The 16,180-nt window shown below is 66.0% G+C and carries 14 protein-coding genes; 13 read left to right on the top strand and 1 reads right to left on the bottom strand.

The window, feature by feature from the left end; genetic code table 11:
* The 8 genes from mreB to tldD form a co-directional block, all read left to right on the top strand.
* Nucleotides 1–828, top strand: an 828-nt coding sequence (gene mreB, locus ACIP0B_RS21575; RefSeq protein ID WP_148112005.1) for a rod shape-determining protein MreB, incomplete at its 5' end; no start/stop codon positions are given.
* 141 nt (nucleotides 829–969) lie between these two features.
* Nucleotides 970–2,121: a rod shape-determining protein MreC gene (gene mreC, locus ACIP0B_RS21580; protein ID WP_400835871.1), complete on the top strand. Its 1,152-nt coding sequence runs from the start codon at nucleotides 970–972 to the stop codon at nucleotides 2,119–2,121.
* Nucleotides 2,121–2,612 (top strand): rod shape-determining protein MreD, encoded by a 492-nt coding sequence (gene mreD, locus ACIP0B_RS21585; protein WP_085578566.1) that lies wholly within the window; start codon nucleotides 2,121–2,123, stop codon nucleotides 2,610–2,612. The genes mreC and mreD overlap by 1 nt, the downstream gene beginning before the upstream one ends.
* A gap of 90 nt (nucleotides 2,613–2,702) precedes the next feature.
* Nucleotides 2,703–3,299: a Maf family protein gene (locus tag ACIP0B_RS21590; RefSeq protein WP_400835826.1), complete on the top strand. Its 597-nt coding sequence runs from the start codon at nucleotides 2,703–2,705 to the stop codon at nucleotides 3,297–3,299.
* A 58-nt stretch (nucleotides 3,300–3,357) separates the two neighbouring features.
* Nucleotides 3,358–4,815 carry a ribonuclease G gene (rng, locus tag ACIP0B_RS21595; protein WP_085578570.1) on the top strand — a complete coding sequence of 486 codons (1,458 nt, stop codon included), beginning with the start codon at nucleotides 3,358–3,360 and terminating at the stop codon, nucleotides 4,813–4,815.
* Nucleotides 4,816–4,890: 75 nt separating this feature from the next.
* Nucleotides 4,891–8,694: a YhdP family protein gene (locus tag ACIP0B_RS21600; RefSeq protein WP_400835828.1), complete on the top strand. Its 3,804-nt coding sequence runs from the start codon at nucleotides 4,891–4,893 to the stop codon at nucleotides 8,692–8,694.
* Between the two features lie 58 nt (nucleotides 8,695–8,752).
* A complete protein-coding gene (locus ACIP0B_RS21605; RefSeq protein ID WP_400835830.1) occupies nucleotides 8,753–9,613 on the top strand; it encodes a carbon-nitrogen hydrolase family protein in 861 nt (286 codons plus the stop codon).
* 4 nt (nucleotides 9,614–9,617) lie between these two features.
* A complete protein-coding gene (tldD, locus tag ACIP0B_RS21610; RefSeq protein WP_400835832.1) occupies nucleotides 9,618–11,060 on the top strand; it encodes a metalloprotease TldD in 1,443 nt (480 codons plus the stop codon).
* Nucleotides 11,061–11,111: 51 nt separating this feature from the next.
* Here the strand turns inward: tldD and yjgA are convergent, their stop codons facing one another.
* A complete protein-coding gene (gene yjgA / locus ACIP0B_RS21615) occupies nucleotides 11,112–11,636 on the bottom strand; it encodes a ribosome biogenesis factor YjgA (protein ID WP_400835834.1) in 525 nt (174 codons plus the stop codon).
* Between the two features lie 102 nt (nucleotides 11,637–11,738).
* Here yjgA and pmbA point away from each other — a divergent pair, with 102 nt between their 5' ends.
* The 5 genes from pmbA (at nucleotide 11,739) to ACIP0B_RS21640 (ending at nucleotide 16,163) form a co-directional block, all read left to right on the top strand.
* Nucleotides 11,739–13,091 (top strand): metalloprotease PmbA, encoded by a 1,353-nt coding sequence (gene pmbA, locus ACIP0B_RS21620; RefSeq protein ID WP_400835836.1) that lies wholly within the window; start codon nucleotides 11,739–11,741, stop codon nucleotides 13,089–13,091.
* 227 nt (nucleotides 13,092–13,318) lie between these two features.
* Nucleotides 13,319–13,726 (top strand): FagA protein, encoded by a 408-nt coding sequence (locus ACIP0B_RS21625; RefSeq protein ID WP_400835838.1) that lies wholly within the window; start codon nucleotides 13,319–13,321, stop codon nucleotides 13,724–13,726.
* Nucleotides 13,707–15,083: a class II fumarate hydratase gene (locus tag ACIP0B_RS21630; protein ID WP_400835840.1), complete on the top strand. Its 1,377-nt coding sequence runs from the start codon at nucleotides 13,707–13,709 to the stop codon at nucleotides 15,081–15,083. The genes ACIP0B_RS21625 and ACIP0B_RS21630 overlap by 20 nt, the downstream gene beginning before the upstream one ends.
* A 26-nt stretch (nucleotides 15,084–15,109) precedes the next feature.
* Complete coding sequence (locus ACIP0B_RS21635; RefSeq protein WP_400835842.1) at nucleotides 15,110–15,550, top strand: hypothetical protein; 441 nt, start codon at nucleotides 15,110–15,112, stop codon at nucleotides 15,548–15,550.
* A 1-nt stretch (nucleotide 15,551) separates the two neighbouring features.
* The gene (locus ACIP0B_RS21640) at nucleotides 15,552–16,163 is read left to right on the top strand and encodes a superoxide dismutase (RefSeq protein ID WP_400835844.1); all 612 of its coding nucleotides are present in this window, start codon (nucleotides 15,552–15,554) and stop codon (nucleotides 16,161–16,163) included.
* The last annotated feature ends 17 nt before the right edge of the window (nucleotides 16,164–16,180 follow it).

Here is a 16,180-nt window from a genome sequence, read left to right on the forward strand (position 1 = left end):
ATTCGTCCGATGAAGGACGGCGTGATCGCCGACTTCAGCGTCTGCGAAAAGATGCTGCAATACTTTATCAACAAGGTTCACGAAAACAGCTTCCTGCAGCCCAGCCCTCGCGTGCTGATCTGCGTTCCGTGCAAGTCCACCCAGGTCGAGCGTCGTGCCATCCGTGAATCGGCCCTCGGCGCCGGTGCCCGCGAAGTGTTCCTGATCGAAGAGCCGATGGCCGCTGCCATCGGTGCCGGCCTGCCGGTCGAAGAGGCCCGTGGCTCGATGGTCGTCGACATCGGCGGCGGCACCACCGAGATCGCGCTGATCTCCCTGAACGGTGTGGTCTACGCCGAATCCGTCCGCGTCGGCGGCGACCGCTTCGACGAAGCGATCATCACCTACGTGCGCCGCAACTACGGCAGCCTGATCGGCGAATCCACCGCCGAGCGCATCAAGCAGGAAATCGGCACCGCCTACCCGGGCGGCGAAGTCCGTGAAGTCGACGTCCGCGGCCGTAACCTGGCCGAAGGCGTTCCGCGCGCATTCACCCTGAACTCCAACGAAGTGCTGGAGGCTCTGCAAGAGTCCCTGGCGACCATCGTTCAGGCCGTGAAGAGCGCCCTGGAGCAATCGCCTCCGGAACTGGCTTCCGACATCGCCGAGCGTGGCCTGGTGCTGACCGGCGGCGGCGCGCTGCTGCGTGACCTGGACAAACTGCTGGCCCAGGAAACCGGTCTGCCGGTGATCGTCGCCGAAGACCCGCTGACCTGCGTTGCCCGTGGCGGTGGCCGTGCTTTGGAAATGATGGACAAGCACACCATGGACCTGCTCTCCAGCGAATAAGTCGCCGGGTGCAATACGTGGGTGAACGCACAGGCAGCACTTTGCAGTGCTGCCTGTTGGCGTTTATCTTCTGTCAGTTTTCATCCAGGCCGGTTTGAAGCCGTATGAATAAACAGAACATCTGCCCGGAAGGAGCGGCCTATTAAACCGCTTTTCGCCAAGGGCCCCTCATTGGGCGTGCGCCTGTTGGTGCTGGCCGTGCTGTCGGTCGCGCTGATGGTGGTCGATGCCCGCTTCAGTCTGCTCAAGCCTGCGCGCAGCCAGATGTCGCTGGTGCTGATGGACGCCTACTGGATCACCGACCTGCCCGGACGGCTCTGGGACGGTGTCGCCAGCCAGTTCGGCAGCCGCACCGAGCTGATCGCCGACAACGAAAAACTCAAGACCGAGAACCTGCTGCTGCAGGGCCGCCTGCAGAAGCTGGCCGCCCTCACCGAGCAGAACGTGCGCCTGCGCGAGTTGCTCAACTCCTCGGCGCTGGTCAACGAGAAGGTCGAGGTCGCCGAACTGATCGGCATGGACCCGAACCCGTTCACCCACCGCATCATCATCAACAAGGGCGAGCGCGACGGCGTGGTGCTCGGCCAGCCGGTGCTCGACGCCCGTGGCCTGATGGGCCAGGTGGTCGAGCTGATGCCGTACACCTCCCGCGTGCTGCTGCTGACCGACTCCACCCACAGCATCCCGGTGCAGGTGAACCGCAACGGCCTGCGGGCCATCGCCAGCGGCACCGGCAACCCGGAACGCCTGGAACTGCGCCACGTGGCCGATACCGCCGACATCAAGGAAGGCGACCTGCTGGTCAGCTCCGGCCTGGGCCAGCGTTTCCCGGCCGGCTACCCGGTGGCGACGGTCAAGGAAGTGATCCACGACTCCGGCCAGCCGTTCGCCATCGTCCGTGCCGTGCCGACCGCCGCCCTGAACCGCAGCCGCTACATGCTGCTGGTGTTCAGCGACAACCGCACCGCCGAAGAGCGCGCGAACGACGCGGCCCAGGCCCAGGAAAACCTCGACGCCCTGGGCGGCGGCCCGGTGATTCCGGCGACCGTGCCCAAGCCGGTCACGGTGCCCGCCGCCACGACCCCGGCCAACGCGGCCCCGGCCGCCGGCGCTGCGGCTCCCGCTGCCGCGACCCCGGCCAAGCCTGCGGCCGGCAAGCCGCCGGCGTCCGCCCCGGCCGCCGCGAAACCGCCAGCCGCCACCGCCGCCAAGCCACCGGCCGCCCAGCCTGCCGCGCGACCGGCGGCCAAACCGCCGGCCGCTGCGCCAGCCACCACCGGGAGACAGGAATAATGGTCGGGGCTACCGCTTCCCGTAACGGCTGGATGGTCTGGCTGACGTTCTTCATCGGCATGCTGCTCAGCGTGTCGCCGTTGCCGCAGTTCATGGAGATCCTGCGTCCGCTGTGGCTGGCCCTGCTGCTGGCGTTCTGGGCGCTGGCCCTGCCGCAGAAGGTCGGCATGGTCACCGCGTTTTGCCTGGGGCTGGCCGAGGACGTGCTGTACGGCACGCTGCTGGGGCAGAACGCCCTGATCCTGACCCTGATCACGTTCCTGGTGCTGTCGTTGCAGCAGCGCCTGCGGATGTTTCCGATGTGGCAGCAGAGCCTGGTGATCCTGGTGATCTTCGGCCTCGCGCAACTGGTCCAGCTGTGGCTCAGCGCCTTGACCGGCAACCGTCAGCCGACGCTGGCGCTGGTGCTGCCGGCGTTGGTCAGCGCCTTGCTCTGGCCTTGGGTCAGCTTCGCTTTGCGTGGATTGCGCCGCCGCTACAAAATCAATTGATCTGCCCAGGCATGCGCCCGCAGCGGCGCCTTGCCTCGCCAAATGGGAACGCTACGCGTGAGGCAGGGCACTGAACAGGGAGATGTCTTGATGAAGCCGCTATACCTTGCCTCCGGCTCTCCTCGCCGGCGTGAACTGCTCGCGCAGATCGGCGTGCCGTTCACCGCCGTCGGCGCGGACATCGACGAAACCCCGTCCCCCCATGAATCCCCGTCCGCCTACGTCGAGCGCCTGGCCCGCGGCAAGGCCGAGGCCGGTCGCCGAGCGCTCGGCTCCCGCGGTGCGTCCTGCGTGCTGGGCGCCGACACCGCCGTGGTGCTGGACGGCAAAATTCTCGGCAAACCGGTGGACGAAGCCGATGCATGCGCCATGCTGATGATGTTGTCCGGCAGGGAGCACGAAGTGCTGACCGCGATCGCCCTGGTCGAGGAAGGCCGCTGCGAGTCGCGGGTGGTGCGCAGCCGGGTGCGTTTCCGTTCGATCGGCCAAGCGGAGGCCGTCGCCTACTGGGCCAGCGGCGAACCCCGGGACAAGGCCGGCGGTTATGGCATCCAGGGCCTCGGCGCGGTGTTCGTGGCGGGCCTGGACGGCAGCTATTCGGCGGTCGTCGGTTTGCCGTTGTGCGAAACCGCAGAACTGCTGGGCCATTTCGGCATACCCTGTTGGCAAACCCTGAACGCGCAGTGAGCGCCGTGCGGATCAAGATGCGGCCATTACCGTGAATACGCCTGAACGAGACCCTGCCATGAGTGAAGAGATCCTGATCAACATCACGCCGATGGAATCGCGCGTGGCGGTGGTCGAAAACGGTGTGCTGCAAGAGGTGCATGTCGAGCGCACGCAAAAACGCGGGATCGTCGGCAACATCTACAAGGGCAAGGTCGTGCGCGTGCTGCCGGGCATGCAGGCGGCATTCGTCGATATCGGCCTGGATCGCGCCGCGTTCATCCATGCCTCGGAAATCTCCCTGCGCGAAGGGCCGGCCGTGGAGAGCATCGGCGCCCTGGTGCACGAAGGCCAGAGCCTGGTGGTGCAGGTGACCAAGGATCCCATCGGCTCGAAGGGCGCGCGCCTGACCACCCAGCTGTCGATCCCGTCGCGCTATCTGGTCTACATGCCGCGCACCGCCCATGTCGGCATTTCCCTGAAGATCGAAGACGAAGCCGAGCGCGAACGCCTCAAGCAGGTGGTCAGCGACTGCGTGGCCAAGGAAGACATCAAGGAAGCCGGCGGCTTCATCCTGCGCACCGCCGCCGAAGGCGCCGGGGCCGACGAGATCCTGATGGACATCCGCTACCTGCGCAGGCTCTGGGATCAGATCAGCGCCCAGATCAAGACCATCGGCGCGCCGAACGTGATCTACGAAGACCTCGGCCTGGCCCTGCGCACGCTGCGCGACTTGGTCAGCCCGAAGATCGAGAAGATCCGGATCGACTCCCGGGAAACCTTCCAGAAAACCACGCAGTTCGTCGCCGAGCTGATGCCGGAGATCGCCGACCGTCTTGAGCACTATCCGGGCGAACGGCCGATCTTCGACCTGTACGGCGTCGAGGACGAGATCCAGAAGGCCCTGGAACGCAAGGTGCCGCTCAAGTCCGGCGGCTATCTGGTGGTGGATCCGGCGGAAGCCATGACCACCATCGACGTGAACACTGGCGCGTTCGTGGGGCACCGCAACCTTGAAGAGACCATCTTCAAGACCAACCTCGAAGCCGCCACCGCCATCGCCCGGCAGCTGCGCCTGCGCAACCTGGGCGGGATCATCATCATCGACTTCATCGACATGGAAGACGAAGAGCACCAGCGCCAGGTGCTGCGCACCCTGGAGAAACAGCTGGAGCGCGACCACGCCAAGACCAACATCATCGGCATCACCGAACTGGGCCTGGTGCAGATGACCCGCAAGCGCACCCGCGAAAGCCTTGAGCAAGTGCTGTGCGAGCCGTGCAGCAGCTGTCAGGGGCGCGGCAAGCTGAAAACTCCGGAAACCATCTGTTACGAGATTTTCCGCGAGATCCTGCGCGAGGCCAGGGCCTATCAGGCCGAGGGCTATCGCGTGCTGGCGAACCAGAAGGTGGTGGACCGGCTGCTCGACGAGGAGTCCGGCAACGTCGCCGAGCTTGAAGCGTTCATCGGTCGCACCATACGCTTCCAGGTGGAAACCATGTATTCCCAGGAACAATATGACGTGGTGCTGCTCTGATCCCCTGCGTCATTTTTGTCCTGAAACGGCTGGCCTCAGCTTTTCGCAGTTTTTTTGCCATGGGAGCCAACTGACATGGAGCGTCTGACCCGCATTCTGGCCGCACTCACCCGCTGGGGGCTGGGCCTGTGCGCGCTGGTATTGGTATTGATGGCCTTGTACGTCAGCCTCGGCCGGGAGCTGGCGCCGCTGGTGGCCGAGTACCGCGCAGACGTCGAGCAGAAGGCCGGCGCCGCCCTCGGCATGCCGGTGCAGATCGGTGAGCTGGAGGGCGGCTGGAGCGGATTTGCGCCGATTTTGCTGGCCCACGACGTGATGGTCGGCGAGGGCGCGAACACCCTGCGCCTGGACCGGGTGCGGGCGGTGCCGGATCTCTGGGCCAGTCTGCTGGCCCGGGAAGTGCGCATCGCCCACCTTGAACTCAACGGCCTGAAAATCAGCCTCAAGGAAGGCGAAGACGGCAATTGGGCCCTGGAAGGTTTGCCGGTGAAGCAGGACCAGCCGCTGGATCCGCAGCAGCTGTTCGACCACATGCAGATGGTGCAGCAGCTGTCCGTGCTCGACAGTCAGGTGACCCTGCAGCCGCTCGATCATGCACCGCTGACCTTCACCTACGTCGGCCTCAACCTCAAGACCGGAACCGTCCGTCAGCGGCTGGATGTGCGCCTGACCCTGCCCGACGGACAGCCGGTGGCCGCCAGCGTGCGCACGCGGATCCGCGCCGGCCAGTGGCAGGACAGCGCCGTGGAGGGCTACCTGAGCCTGCCGCAGAGCGACTGGGCGAAATGGCTGCCCGAGCGCCTGACCCAGCAGTGGAACTTCTCCGAGATCAAGGCCGGCGGCGAACTGTGGGTCGACTGGCGCGAAGGGACGCTGCAAAGCGCCGCGATCCGCCTGAACGCGCCGCAGCTCACCGGCGCCTACGCCGAACGCAAGCCGATCCGGATCGGCAATCTGGCCCTCAACGCTTACTACGAGCGCAACCGGGACGGCGCCACCGTCACCCTCGATTCGTTGGCGATGAATTTCGGCGAGACCCGCTGGGAATCCCGCGTGCAGATCAAGCAGACCGCCGCCAGCGACAAGGCCGAAGAGCTGTGGCACCTGCAGGCCGACCGGATCGACCTGACGCCGCTCACGCCGTTGCTCAATGCCCTGGGGCCGTTGCCGCAGGGGTTCGCCACGGTGGTCGAACGCCTGAAGGTGACCGGCGGACTGCGCAACGTGCTGCTGGACGTGCGGCCCAACGCCACCGACGACAACCGGTTCAGCTTCGCCGCCAACCTCGACCGGGTCGGCTTCGACGCCTACCACGGCGCCCCGGCGGCGCGGAACGTCAGCGGCAGCCTCAGCGGCAACCTCGGCGGCGGCGAGCTGCGGATGGACAGCAAGGACTTTGTCCTGCACCTCGATCCGATCTTCGCCAAACCGTGGCAGTACATCCAGGCCAACGCCCGCTTGACCTGGAAGCTCGACAAGGAAGGCTTCACCCTGATCGCGCCGTACCTGAAGGTGCTCGGCGAAGAAGGCAAGATCGCCGGCGACTTCCTGATCCGCCTGCATTTCGACCACGACCAGGAAGACTACATGGACTTGCGCGTCGGCCTCGTGGACGGCGACGGCCGCTACACCGCCAAGTACCTGCCGCAGGTCCTGAACCCGGCCGTCGACGAGTGGCTGCGCACCGCTATCCTCAAAGGCGCGGTGGATCAGGGCTTCTTCCAGTACCAGGGCTCGCTGAACAAGGGCGCGGCAGACGTAGACCGCAGCATCAGCCTGTTTTTCAAGGTGCATGACGCCGAACTCGCGTTCCAGCCGGGCTGGCCCCATGTGAGCAAGGTCAGCGGCGATGTGTTCATCGAAGACAGCGGCATCCGGATCCTGGCGCAGAAGGGCCAGTTGCTCGACACCCAGGTCAGCGACGTGTTCGTCAACATTCCCCACGCACCGGAGGGCGAACACAGCCATTTGCTGCTCGACGGTGCCTTCGCCGGCGGATTGGGCGACGGTCTGAAGATCCTCCAGGAAGCGCCGATCGGCACCGCCGAGACCTTCGCCGGTTGGGAAGGCGAGGGCGACCTGACCGGCAAGCTGAAGCTGGACGTGCCGCTGGCCAAGGGCGATGCGCCGAAAATTCTTGTCGACTTCAAGCCGGCCAACGCGCGGCTGAAGCTGGCCGAGCCCAAGCTTGAGCTGACCCAGCTCAAGGGCGATTTCCGTTTCGACAGCGCCAAGGGCCTGAGCGGGCAGAACATCAGCGCGCGGGCGTTCGACAAGCCGGTGACCGCGCAGATCTTCGCCGACGGCGGCCCGGGCAGGCTCAAGACCCGCGTGGCCGCCTCCGGGCAGGTCGAGGTGAAGAAACTCACCGACTGGCTCGGGGTGACCCAGCCGCTGCCGGTGTCCGGGACGATCCCCTATCAGTTGCAGGTGAACCTGGACGGCGCCGACAGCCAGCTGATGGTCAGCTCCAGCCTCAAGGGCGTGGCGGTGGATCTGCCGGCCCCCTTCGGCATGCCGGCCAGCGCCGGGCGCGACACGGTGTTCCGCATGACCCTGCAAGGGCCGGAGCGGCGTTACTGGGTCAATTACGATCAGCTGGCCAATTTCACCTTCGCCGCGCCGCCGGGCAATTTCGCCGACGGGCGCGGTGAGCTGTTCCTCGGCGCCGGCGAGGCGGTGCTGCCCGGCGGCAAGGGCCTGCGGGTGCGCGGCGTGCTGTCGGAGCTGGACGTCAAGCCGTGGCAGGACCTGGTGGACAAGTACGCCGGCCAGGATCCGGGCGGCAGCGCCAAGCAACTGCTGAGCGGCGCCGACTTCAAGGTCGGCAAGCTCACGGCGTTCGGCACCACGCTGGATCAGGCGGCGGTGCAGCTCACCCGCAAGGCGGGCGCCTGGGCGCTGGCGTTGGACAGCCGGCAGGCCAAAGGCACCGTCGCCATTCCCGACGCCAACGGCGCGCCGATTGCGGTGAACCTGCAGTACGTGCGCCTGCCGGCGCCGGATCCGGCGGTGCAGGCTGACGAGAACGCACCCGATCCGCTGGCCTCGGTCGACCCGAAGAAGATTCCGGCGCTGGACATCACCGTCAACCAACTCTTCCAGGGTGAAGACCTGGTGGGCGGCTGGTCGCTGAAGGTGCGGCCGACCGCCAAGGGCATCGCCCTGAGCAATCTGGACCTGGGCCTCAAGGGCATCCTGCTGCAGGGCAGCGGCGGCTGGGAAGGCACGCCGGGCAACACGAGCAGCTGGTACAAGGGCCGGATCGGCGGCAAGAACCTCGCCGACGTGCTCAAGGGCTGGGGCTTTGCGCCGAGCGTGACCAGCGAAGAGTTCCACATGGACGTCGATGGCCGCTGGCCGGGCTCGCCGGCGTGGCTGGCGACCAAGCGATTCTCCGGCACCCTCGATGCGTCGCTGAACAAGGGCCAGTTCGTCGAAGTAGAGGGTGGCGCCCAGGCCCTGCGGGTGTTCGGCCTGCTCAACTTCAACTCCATCGGCCGGCGCCTGCGCCTGGATTTCTCCGACCTGTTCGGCAAAGGCCTGAGCTATGACCGGGTGAAAGGCCTGCTGGTGGCGACCAACGGCGTCTACGTGACCCGCGAACCGATCCTGCTGACCGGGCCGTCGAGCAACATTGAGCTCAACGGCACCCTGGACCTGGTCGGCGATCAGGTGGACGCCCGGCTGCTGGTGACCTTGCCGGTGACCAACAACCTGCCGATCGCCGCGCTGATCGTCGGCGCGCCGGCGGTCGGCGGCGCACTGTTCCTGATCGACAAGCTGATCGGCGACCGCGTCGCGCGGTTCGCCAGCGTCAAGTACACCGTCAAGGGGCCGTGGAAAGAGCCGAAAATCACCTTCGACAAGCCTTTTTGAACAGCCAGGCCCGGCACCTATGGAGTAGCATGGCCGCAAACCTCTTGTGGAGCGCGCCATGTCTTTAGCGGTGATTCAGATGGTCAGCCAGAGCGATGTGCCGGCCAACATGCGCGATGCCCGTCGCCTGCTTGAGCAGGCGGCCGAAGCGGGGGCCAAGCTGGCGGTGCTGCCGGAGAACTTCGCCGCCATGGGCCGCCGCGACATCGCCGACATCGGCCGGGCCGAAGCGCTGGGCCAAGGGCCGATCCTGCCGTGGTTGAAACAGACCGCCCGCGACCTCAGGTTATGGATCGTGGCCGGCACGTTGCCGTTGCCCCCGGTGGATCGACCGGAGGCCAAGTCCCATGCCTGCTCGCTGCTGGTGGACGACCAGGGCGAAATCGTTGCGCGGTATGACAAGCTGCACCTGTTCGATGTCGATGTGGCGGACAATCGCGGCCGTTACCGCGAATCCGATGACTATGCTTATGGCAGCGGCGTGGTGGTGGCGGACACGCCGGTGGGCCGGCTCGGCCTGACGGTGTGCTACGACCTGCGCTTCCCGGAGCTGTACAGCGAACTGCGGGCCGCCGGCGCCGAACTGATCACCGCGCCGTCGGCCTTCACGGCGGTGACCGGCGCGGCGCATTGGGAGGTGCTGATCCGTGCGCGGGCCATCGAGACCCAGTGCTACGTGCTGGCGGCGGCCCAGGGCGGGACGCATCCGGGGCCCCGGGAAACCTTTGGCCATGCGGCGATCGTCGACCCGTGGGGCCGGGTGCTGGCGCATCAGGACACAGGCGAGGCCGTGCTGCTGGCCGAGCGCGACAGCAGCGAACAGGCGTCCATCCGGGCGCGGATGCCGGTGGCCAGTCACCGGCGGTTTTTCTCGCAGGGCGCGCAGCGGCCTGCCTCAGAACATGAATTTAAGGCGTAAACCTATGAGCGAGTTGTTGTCCTCAGTCAGTGACCACCTGTTGGCGCCCGGCGGCGTGACCATCGAGAGCCTGCAAGGCGTGCTCGGCGACTTGGCCGGCCCCGGCATCGATGCCGCGGACCTGTACTTCCAGGGGCAGATCTCCGAGTCCTGGTCGCTGGAAGACGGCATCGTCAAGGAAGGCAGCTTCAACCTCGACCAGGGCGTCGGCGTGCGGGCGCAGTCCGGCGAGAAGACCGGCTTCGCCTACAGCAACGCCATCACGCTGGAAGCGCTGGGCGCGGCGGCCCGTGCCGCCCGCTCGATCTCCCGCGCCGGGCAGGACGGCAAGGTGCAGGCGTTCACCACCCAGGACGTCGCGCAGCTGTACGCGCCGGACAATCCGCTGGAAGTGCTGACCCGTGCCGAGAAGGTCGAGCTGCTCAAGCGCATCGACGTCGCCACCCGTGCCCTCGACCCGCGCATCCAGCAGGTCAGCGTGAGCATGGCCGGCGTCTGGGAGCGGATCCTGGTGGCGTCCACCGACGGCGGGCTGGCGGCGGACGTGCGGCCGCTGGTGCGTTTCAACGTCAGTGTGATCGTCGAGCAGAACGGCCGCCGCGAGCGGGGCGGCCACGGCGGCGGCGGACGCACCGACTACCGTTATTTCCTCGCCGAGGACCGCGCCATGGGTTATGCCCGCGAGGCGCTGCGCCAGGCGCTGGTCAACCTGGAAGCGATTCCGGCGCCGGCCGGCACCTTGCCGGTGGTTCTGGGCTCGGGCTGGTCCGGCGTGCTGCTGCACGAAGCGGTCGGCCATGGCCTGGAAGGCGACTTCAACCGCAAGGGCAGCTCGGCCTACAGCGGCCGGATGGGCGAAATGGTCGCCTCCAAACTCTGCACCATCGTCGACGACGGCACCTTGAGCGGTCGCCGCGGCTCCCTGAGCGTCGACGACGAAGGCACCCCGACCGAGTGCACCACCCTGATCGAGAACGGTGTGCTCAAGGGCTACATGCAGGACAAGCTCAACGCCCGCCTGATGGGCGTGGCCCGCACCGGCAACGGCCGGCGCGAGTCCTACGCGCACCTGCCGATGCCGCGGATGACCAATACCTACATGTTGGGCGGCGAAAGCGATCCGGCGGAAATCATCGCTTCGGTGAAGAAGGGCATCTACTGCGCCAACCTCGGCGGCGGTCAGGTCGACATCACCAGCGGCAAGTTCGTGTTCTCCACCAGCGAGGCGTACCTGATCGAGGACGGCAAGATCACCGCGCCGGTCAAGGGCGCGACCTTGATCGGCAACGGCCCGGAGGCCATGAGCCGGGTGTCGATGGTCGGCAACGACCTGGCGCTGGACAGCGGCGTGGGCACCTGCGGCAAGGACGGGCAATCGGTGCCGGTCGGCGTGGGCCAGCCGACGCTGAAGATCGACGCGATCACCGTGGGCGGCACGGGCGCTTAAGAAGGGAAGGAGCGACGGGTGGCGCCTTGGGCGACCACCCGGTGACGATGATCAGCGCAGGCCGCGTTGGGTCTCGTCCAGCTCTCGGATGTACTTGAAGATCTTGCGGCTGGAGGCCGGCGGCTTGTTGCGCGCCACCTCGTGCTGGGCCTGACGGATCAGGGAGCGCAGTTGCTGACGGTCGGTCTCCGGGTACTCGGAGACGAACTTCTCCAGCACCGCGTCGTCGCCGCCGATCAGGCGGTCGCGCCAGCGCTCCAGATTGTGGAAACGCTCGTTGTACTGGCGGGTGGAAGCGTCGAGCTGGTCGAGCAGCACCAGGATGGCGTCGGTGTCCTGGTCGCGCATCAGCTTGCCGATGAACTGCAGGTGCCGTTTGCGTGCGATGTGCGCCACGTGCTTGGGCGCATCGGCCAGGGCACGGCGCAACGGGTCGGTCAGCGGCAGCTTGGCCAGCAAGTCGGGCTTGAGGGTGGTGAGGCGCTCGCCGAGGTCAACCAGAGCATGCAGCTCGCGTTTGACCTGGGATTTGCTTTTTTCTCCCGTATCGAGGGAGTCGTCGTAAGAGTCAACCATGGTGGCAGTCCGCAAAGAAACGCCGCCATGATAACCAGTCGGGGGCCGCTTGTCCGGCCCGGTCGCTCGATGACCCCAGCCGAAAGCAGAATTTGAGTGGAGATGAGCATGAGTGCAGTTGAAAGCGTCGGCCCGCAGGCATTGCCGGCACTGCAGGACCAGGTCGAGCAGATCCTCGCCGAAGCCAAGCGCCAGGGCGCCAGCGCCTGCGAAGTGGCGGTGTCGCTCGAGCAGGGGCTGTCGACGTCGGTGCGTCAGCGCGAAGTCGAGACGGTCGAGTTCAACCGCGACCAGGGCTTCGGCATCACCCTGTATGTCGGTCAGCGCAAAGGCTCCGCCAGCACCTCGGCGACCGGCCCGGACGCGATCCGCGAAACCGTCGCCGCCGCACTGGCCATCGCCAGGCACACCTCCGAGGACGAGGCCTCCGGCCTGGCGGATGCCGCGCTGATGGCCAAGGACGTGCAGGACTTCGACCTGTTCCATGCCTGGGACATCACCCCGGAGCAGGCCATCGAGAAGGCCTTGCTCTGCGAAGCGGCGGCATTCGATGCCGATGCGCGGATCAAGAATGCCGACGGCACGACGCTGAGCACCCACCAGGGCTGCCGCGTCTACGGCAACAGCCACGGTTTCATCGGCGGCTACGCCTCGACCCGGCACAGCCTCAGTTGCGTGATGATCGCCGAGGCCGACGGCCAGATGCAGCGCGACTACTGGTATGACGTGAACCGCCAGGGCAACCTGCTGGCGGATCCGGTGAGCATCGGCCAGCGTGCGGCGCAACGGGCGGCGAGCCGTCTGGGCGCGCGTCCGGTGCCGACCTGCGAAGTGCCGGTGCTGTTCTCGGCCGAGCTGGCCGGCGGGCTGTTCGGCAGCTTCCTGTCGGCGGTGTCCGGCGGCAGCCTGTACCGCAAGGCGTCGTTCCTCGAAGGGACGCTGGGGCAGAAGCTGTTTCCGGAGTGGCTGACCATCGATGAGCGTCCGCACCTGATGCGCGCCATGGGCAGCGCGGCCTACGACGGCGACGGGCTGGCGACCTATGCCAAGCCGTTCGTCGAAAAGGGTGAGCTGGTGTCGTACATCCTCGGCACCTATTCCGGCCGCAAGCTCGGCATGCCGAGCACCGCCAACGCCGGCGGCGTGCACAACCTGTTCGTCACCCATGGCGAAGAGGATCAGGCGGCGCTGCTGCGGCGCATGGGCCGTGGCCTGTTGGTCACCGAACTGATGGGCCATGGCCTGAACATGGTCACCGGCGACTATTCACGCGGGGCGGCGGGGTTCTGGGTCGAGAACGGCGAAATCCAGTTCGCGGTGCAGGAAGTGACCATCGCCGGCAACATGCGAGACATGTTCAAGCAGATCGTCGCAGTGGGTAATGATCTGGAACTTCGCAGCAACATCCGTACAGGATCGGTGCTGATCGAGCGGATGACCGTCGCGGGCAGCTAAGCCCGACCGTTGCGCAGAAAGGCGCGCCACCCCAGCGGGTGGCGCGCCTTTTTTTTGTGTCCGGAATACTGGAAAACCGTGGAAGCGACAGTCGGCGCCTGGACTGACGCCATCGCCAGCAGGCTGGCTTCCACCGTTTTTGCCTGTGGCTCAACGAATTGGCCGCTCTTGTTTTGGTTCTCATTATCATCTAATAATAAATCTCATTATCGGATGAGCCAGGAATCATGAGTTCTGCCTTGCACGAGCAGCCTTACCTCGAAAGCTGGCGCTGGATGAGCCGCCAGATCCGCTGTGCGATGGATCCGGACGAGCCGCGCCTGATCGAACATTACCTCGCCGAAGGCCGGTATCTGGCCTGCTGCACGTCGACGTCGCCCTGGACGATCGCCGAAACCTCTTTCCGTCTGCTGATGGACACCGCCAACGACATCGCCTTGCCGTGGCACTGGCGCAGCCTCTGCCTCGACCAGGCCTGGCGTCCCCTGCGCGAGATGGAGCGCCTGTCCTTGTGCAAATGCCGGCTCAAGCGCTGGCAAAGCTTCACCTGGCAACTGGCGACCTGCGAGTTGCTTCCCTCGATTCCCCTCATTGAACTAGTCCAAGGATTCACCGATGACCAAGACACGTATTGAGCGCGACAGCATGGGCGAGCTGCAGGTGCCGGCGGACGCGCTCTACGGCGCGCAGACCCAGCGCGCAGTGGATAACTTCCCGATCAGCGGCAAACCGATGCCCACCCAGTTCATCCGGGCGCTGATCCTGGCCAAGGCCGCCGCCGCCCGGGCCAACGTCGAGCTCAACCAGATCAGCGCCGCTCAGGGCAAGGCCATCAGCGATGCCGCCCAAGGCTTGCTCGAAGGCGACTTCATGCAGCATTTCCCGGTGGATGTCTTCCAGACCGGTTCCGGCACCAGCTCCAACATGAACGCCAACGAAGTGATCGCGACCCTGGCCAGCCGCCTGCTCGGCGAGGCGGTCAACCCGAACGATCACGTCAACTGCGGCCAGAGCAGCAACGACATCATTCCCACCACCATCCATGTCAGCGCCGCCCTGGCCCTGCACGAGCAACTGCTGCCGGCGCTGCTGCACCTGGTGCAGGTGATCGAGCGCAAGGCCGTTCAGGTCCATCACCACGTCAAGACCGGCCGCACGCACCTGATGGACGCCATGCCCGTGCGCATGAGCCAGGTGCTCAACGGCTGGGCGCAGCAGCTCAAGGCCAACATCGGCCATCTGCAGGATCTGTTGCCGAGCCTGCAGTCCCTGGCCCAGGGCGGCACGGCGGTCGGCACCGGGATCAACGCGCATCCGGAATTCGCCGGACGTTTCAGCCGTCATCTGAGCCAGCTCACCCACGTGCAGTTCACGCCGGGCAAGGATCTGTTCGCGCTGATCGGCTCGCAGGACACCGCCGTCGCCGTCTCCGGCCAATTGAAGGCCACCGCCGTGTCGCTGATGAAAATCGCCAACGACCTGCGCTGGATGAACTCGGGCCCCTTGGCCGGCCTGGGTGAGATCGAGCTGGAAGGCTTGCAGCCGGGGTCGTCGATCATGCCCGGCAAGGTCAACCCGGTGATCCCGGAAGCCACCGCCATGGTCGCCGCGCAAGTGATCGGCAACGACTCGGCCATCACCGTCGCCGGCCAGTCGGGCAACTTCGAGCTCAACGTGATGCTGCCGATCATCGCCCAAAACCTGCTCGGCAGCATCGAACTGCTGGCCAACGCCAGCCGCCTGCTCGGCGACAAGGCCATCGCCAGCTTCAAGGTCAACGAACCGCGCCTCAAGGAAGCGCTGTCACGCAACCCGATCCTGGTGACCGCGCTCAACCCGATCATCGGTTACCAGAAGGCCGCCGAAATCGCCAAGCAGGCCTACAAGCAGGGCCGCCCGGTGATCGACGTTGCGCTGGAGCACACCGATCTGTCGCGCAGCCAGCTGGAAGAGCTGCTCAATCCCGAAAAACTCACCGCCGGCGGCGTGTAGGCGCCGCACCGCTTCGGAGGTTCACCATGGAGCACTGGAAACGCACGATCGAACGGGCCAATCGCTGCTTCATGCTGGGCGAACTGATCGATGCCCGTGAAGCCTATCTGCAGGCCCTGGCCCTGGCTCAAGTGCTGTTCGAGCGCTGGGCGGATGCCGACGAAGCGGTGGCGGCCTGCGTCATCTCCCACCATAACCTGGCGGACCTGCACCTGCGCCTGAACCAGCCGGAGGAGAGCGCCGAATACCTCTGCGCCATCCATCAGCGGCTGTTGCAGGCCATGCAGGACGAGCGCCTGCGCCCGGCCCTGCGTGAAGCGGCGCTGCGCCAGAGCAGCAAGACCTATGTCGAGCTGCTCAATTTCATCAGTGAGCACGGCGAGTACCCGCGCACCCAGCGCCTGCTGCATACGGACGCCGGCAATGCGCGCCGCGCGTCGGCCCCACATCACCATGGAGTCCATTGAAATGGCTTTTACCTTGCCTGCCTTGCCCTACGCCTACGACGCGCTTGAGCCGCACATCGACGCGCAGACCATGGAGATCCACTACACCAAGCATCACCAGACGTACATCAACAACCTCAACGCCGCCGTCGAGGGCACGGAGTACGCCGAGTGGCCGGTGGAACGGCTGGTCGCCAGCGTCCGGCAACTGCCGGAAAGCCTGCGGGCGGCGGTGATCAACCAGGGCGGCGGCCACGCCAACCATTCGCTGTTCTGGGAAGTGATGGTGCCCGACGGCGGCGGTTCGCCGGACGGCGCGCTGGCCAAGGCCATCGACGAACAGCTGGGAGGCCTGGACCGCTTCAAGGAGGCGTTCACCAAGGCGGCGTTGACCCGTTTCGGCAGCGGCTGGGCCTGGCTCAGCGTCACCCCGGACAAAAGGCTGGTGGTGGAGAGCAGCGGCAACCAGGACAGCCCGCTGATGAACGGCAACACGCCGATTCTCGGTCTCGATGTGTGGGAGCACGCCTATTACCTGCGCTATCAAAACCGGCGGCCGGAATACATCAGCGCGTTCTACAACGTGATCAATTGGCCGGAAGTCGCTGCGCGCTATCAGGCTGCGCTGGTTTGAGTCCTCCATAAAAACAA

The sequence above is a fragment of the Pseudomonas sp. NPDC089534 genome (assembly GCF_044749305.1).
Lineage (GTDB): Bacteria > Pseudomonadota > Gammaproteobacteria > Pseudomonadales > Pseudomonadaceae > Aquipseudomonas > Aquipseudomonas ekonensis.

What these genes read in the sequence shown, in the direction of transcription:
- mreD (WP_085578566.1), top strand. Translation starts at nt 2,121, where the DNA reads ATGGTCGGGGCTACCGCTTCCCGTAACGGCTGGATGGTCTGGCTGACG.
- ACIP0B_RS21590 (WP_400835826.1), top strand. Translation starts at nt 2,703, where the DNA reads ATGAAGCCGCTATACCTTGCCTCCGGCTCTCCTCGCCGGCGTGAACTG.
- rng (WP_085578570.1), top strand. Translation starts at nt 3,358, where the DNA reads ATGAGTGAAGAGATCCTGATCAACATCACGCCGATGGAATCGCGCGTG.
- ACIP0B_RS21600 (WP_400835828.1), top strand. Translation starts at nt 4,891, where the DNA reads ATGGAGCGTCTGACCCGCATTCTGGCCGCACTCACCCGCTGGGGGCTG.
- ACIP0B_RS21605 (WP_400835830.1), top strand. Translation starts at nt 8,753, where the DNA reads ATGTCTTTAGCGGTGATTCAGATGGTCAGCCAGAGCGATGTGCCGGCC.
- tldD (WP_400835832.1), top strand. Translation starts at nt 9,618, where the DNA reads ATGAGCGAGTTGTTGTCCTCAGTCAGTGACCACCTGTTGGCGCCCGGC.
- yjgA (WP_400835834.1), bottom strand. Translation starts at nt 11,636, where the DNA reads ATGGTTGACTCTTACGACGACTCCCTCGATACGGGAGAAAAAAGCAAA.
- pmbA (WP_400835836.1), top strand. Translation starts at nt 11,739, where the DNA reads ATGAGCATGAGTGCAGTTGAAAGCGTCGGCCCGCAGGCATTGCCGGCA.
- ACIP0B_RS21625 (WP_400835838.1), top strand. Translation starts at nt 13,319, where the DNA reads ATGAGTTCTGCCTTGCACGAGCAGCCTTACCTCGAAAGCTGGCGCTGG.
- ACIP0B_RS21630 (WP_400835840.1), top strand. Translation starts at nt 13,707, where the DNA reads ATGACCAAGACACGTATTGAGCGCGACAGCATGGGCGAGCTGCAGGTG.
- ACIP0B_RS21635 (WP_400835842.1), top strand. Translation starts at nt 15,110, where the DNA reads ATGGAGCACTGGAAACGCACGATCGAACGGGCCAATCGCTGCTTCATG.
- ACIP0B_RS21640 (WP_400835844.1), top strand. Translation starts at nt 15,552, where the DNA reads ATGGCTTTTACCTTGCCTGCCTTGCCCTACGCCTACGACGCGCTTGAG.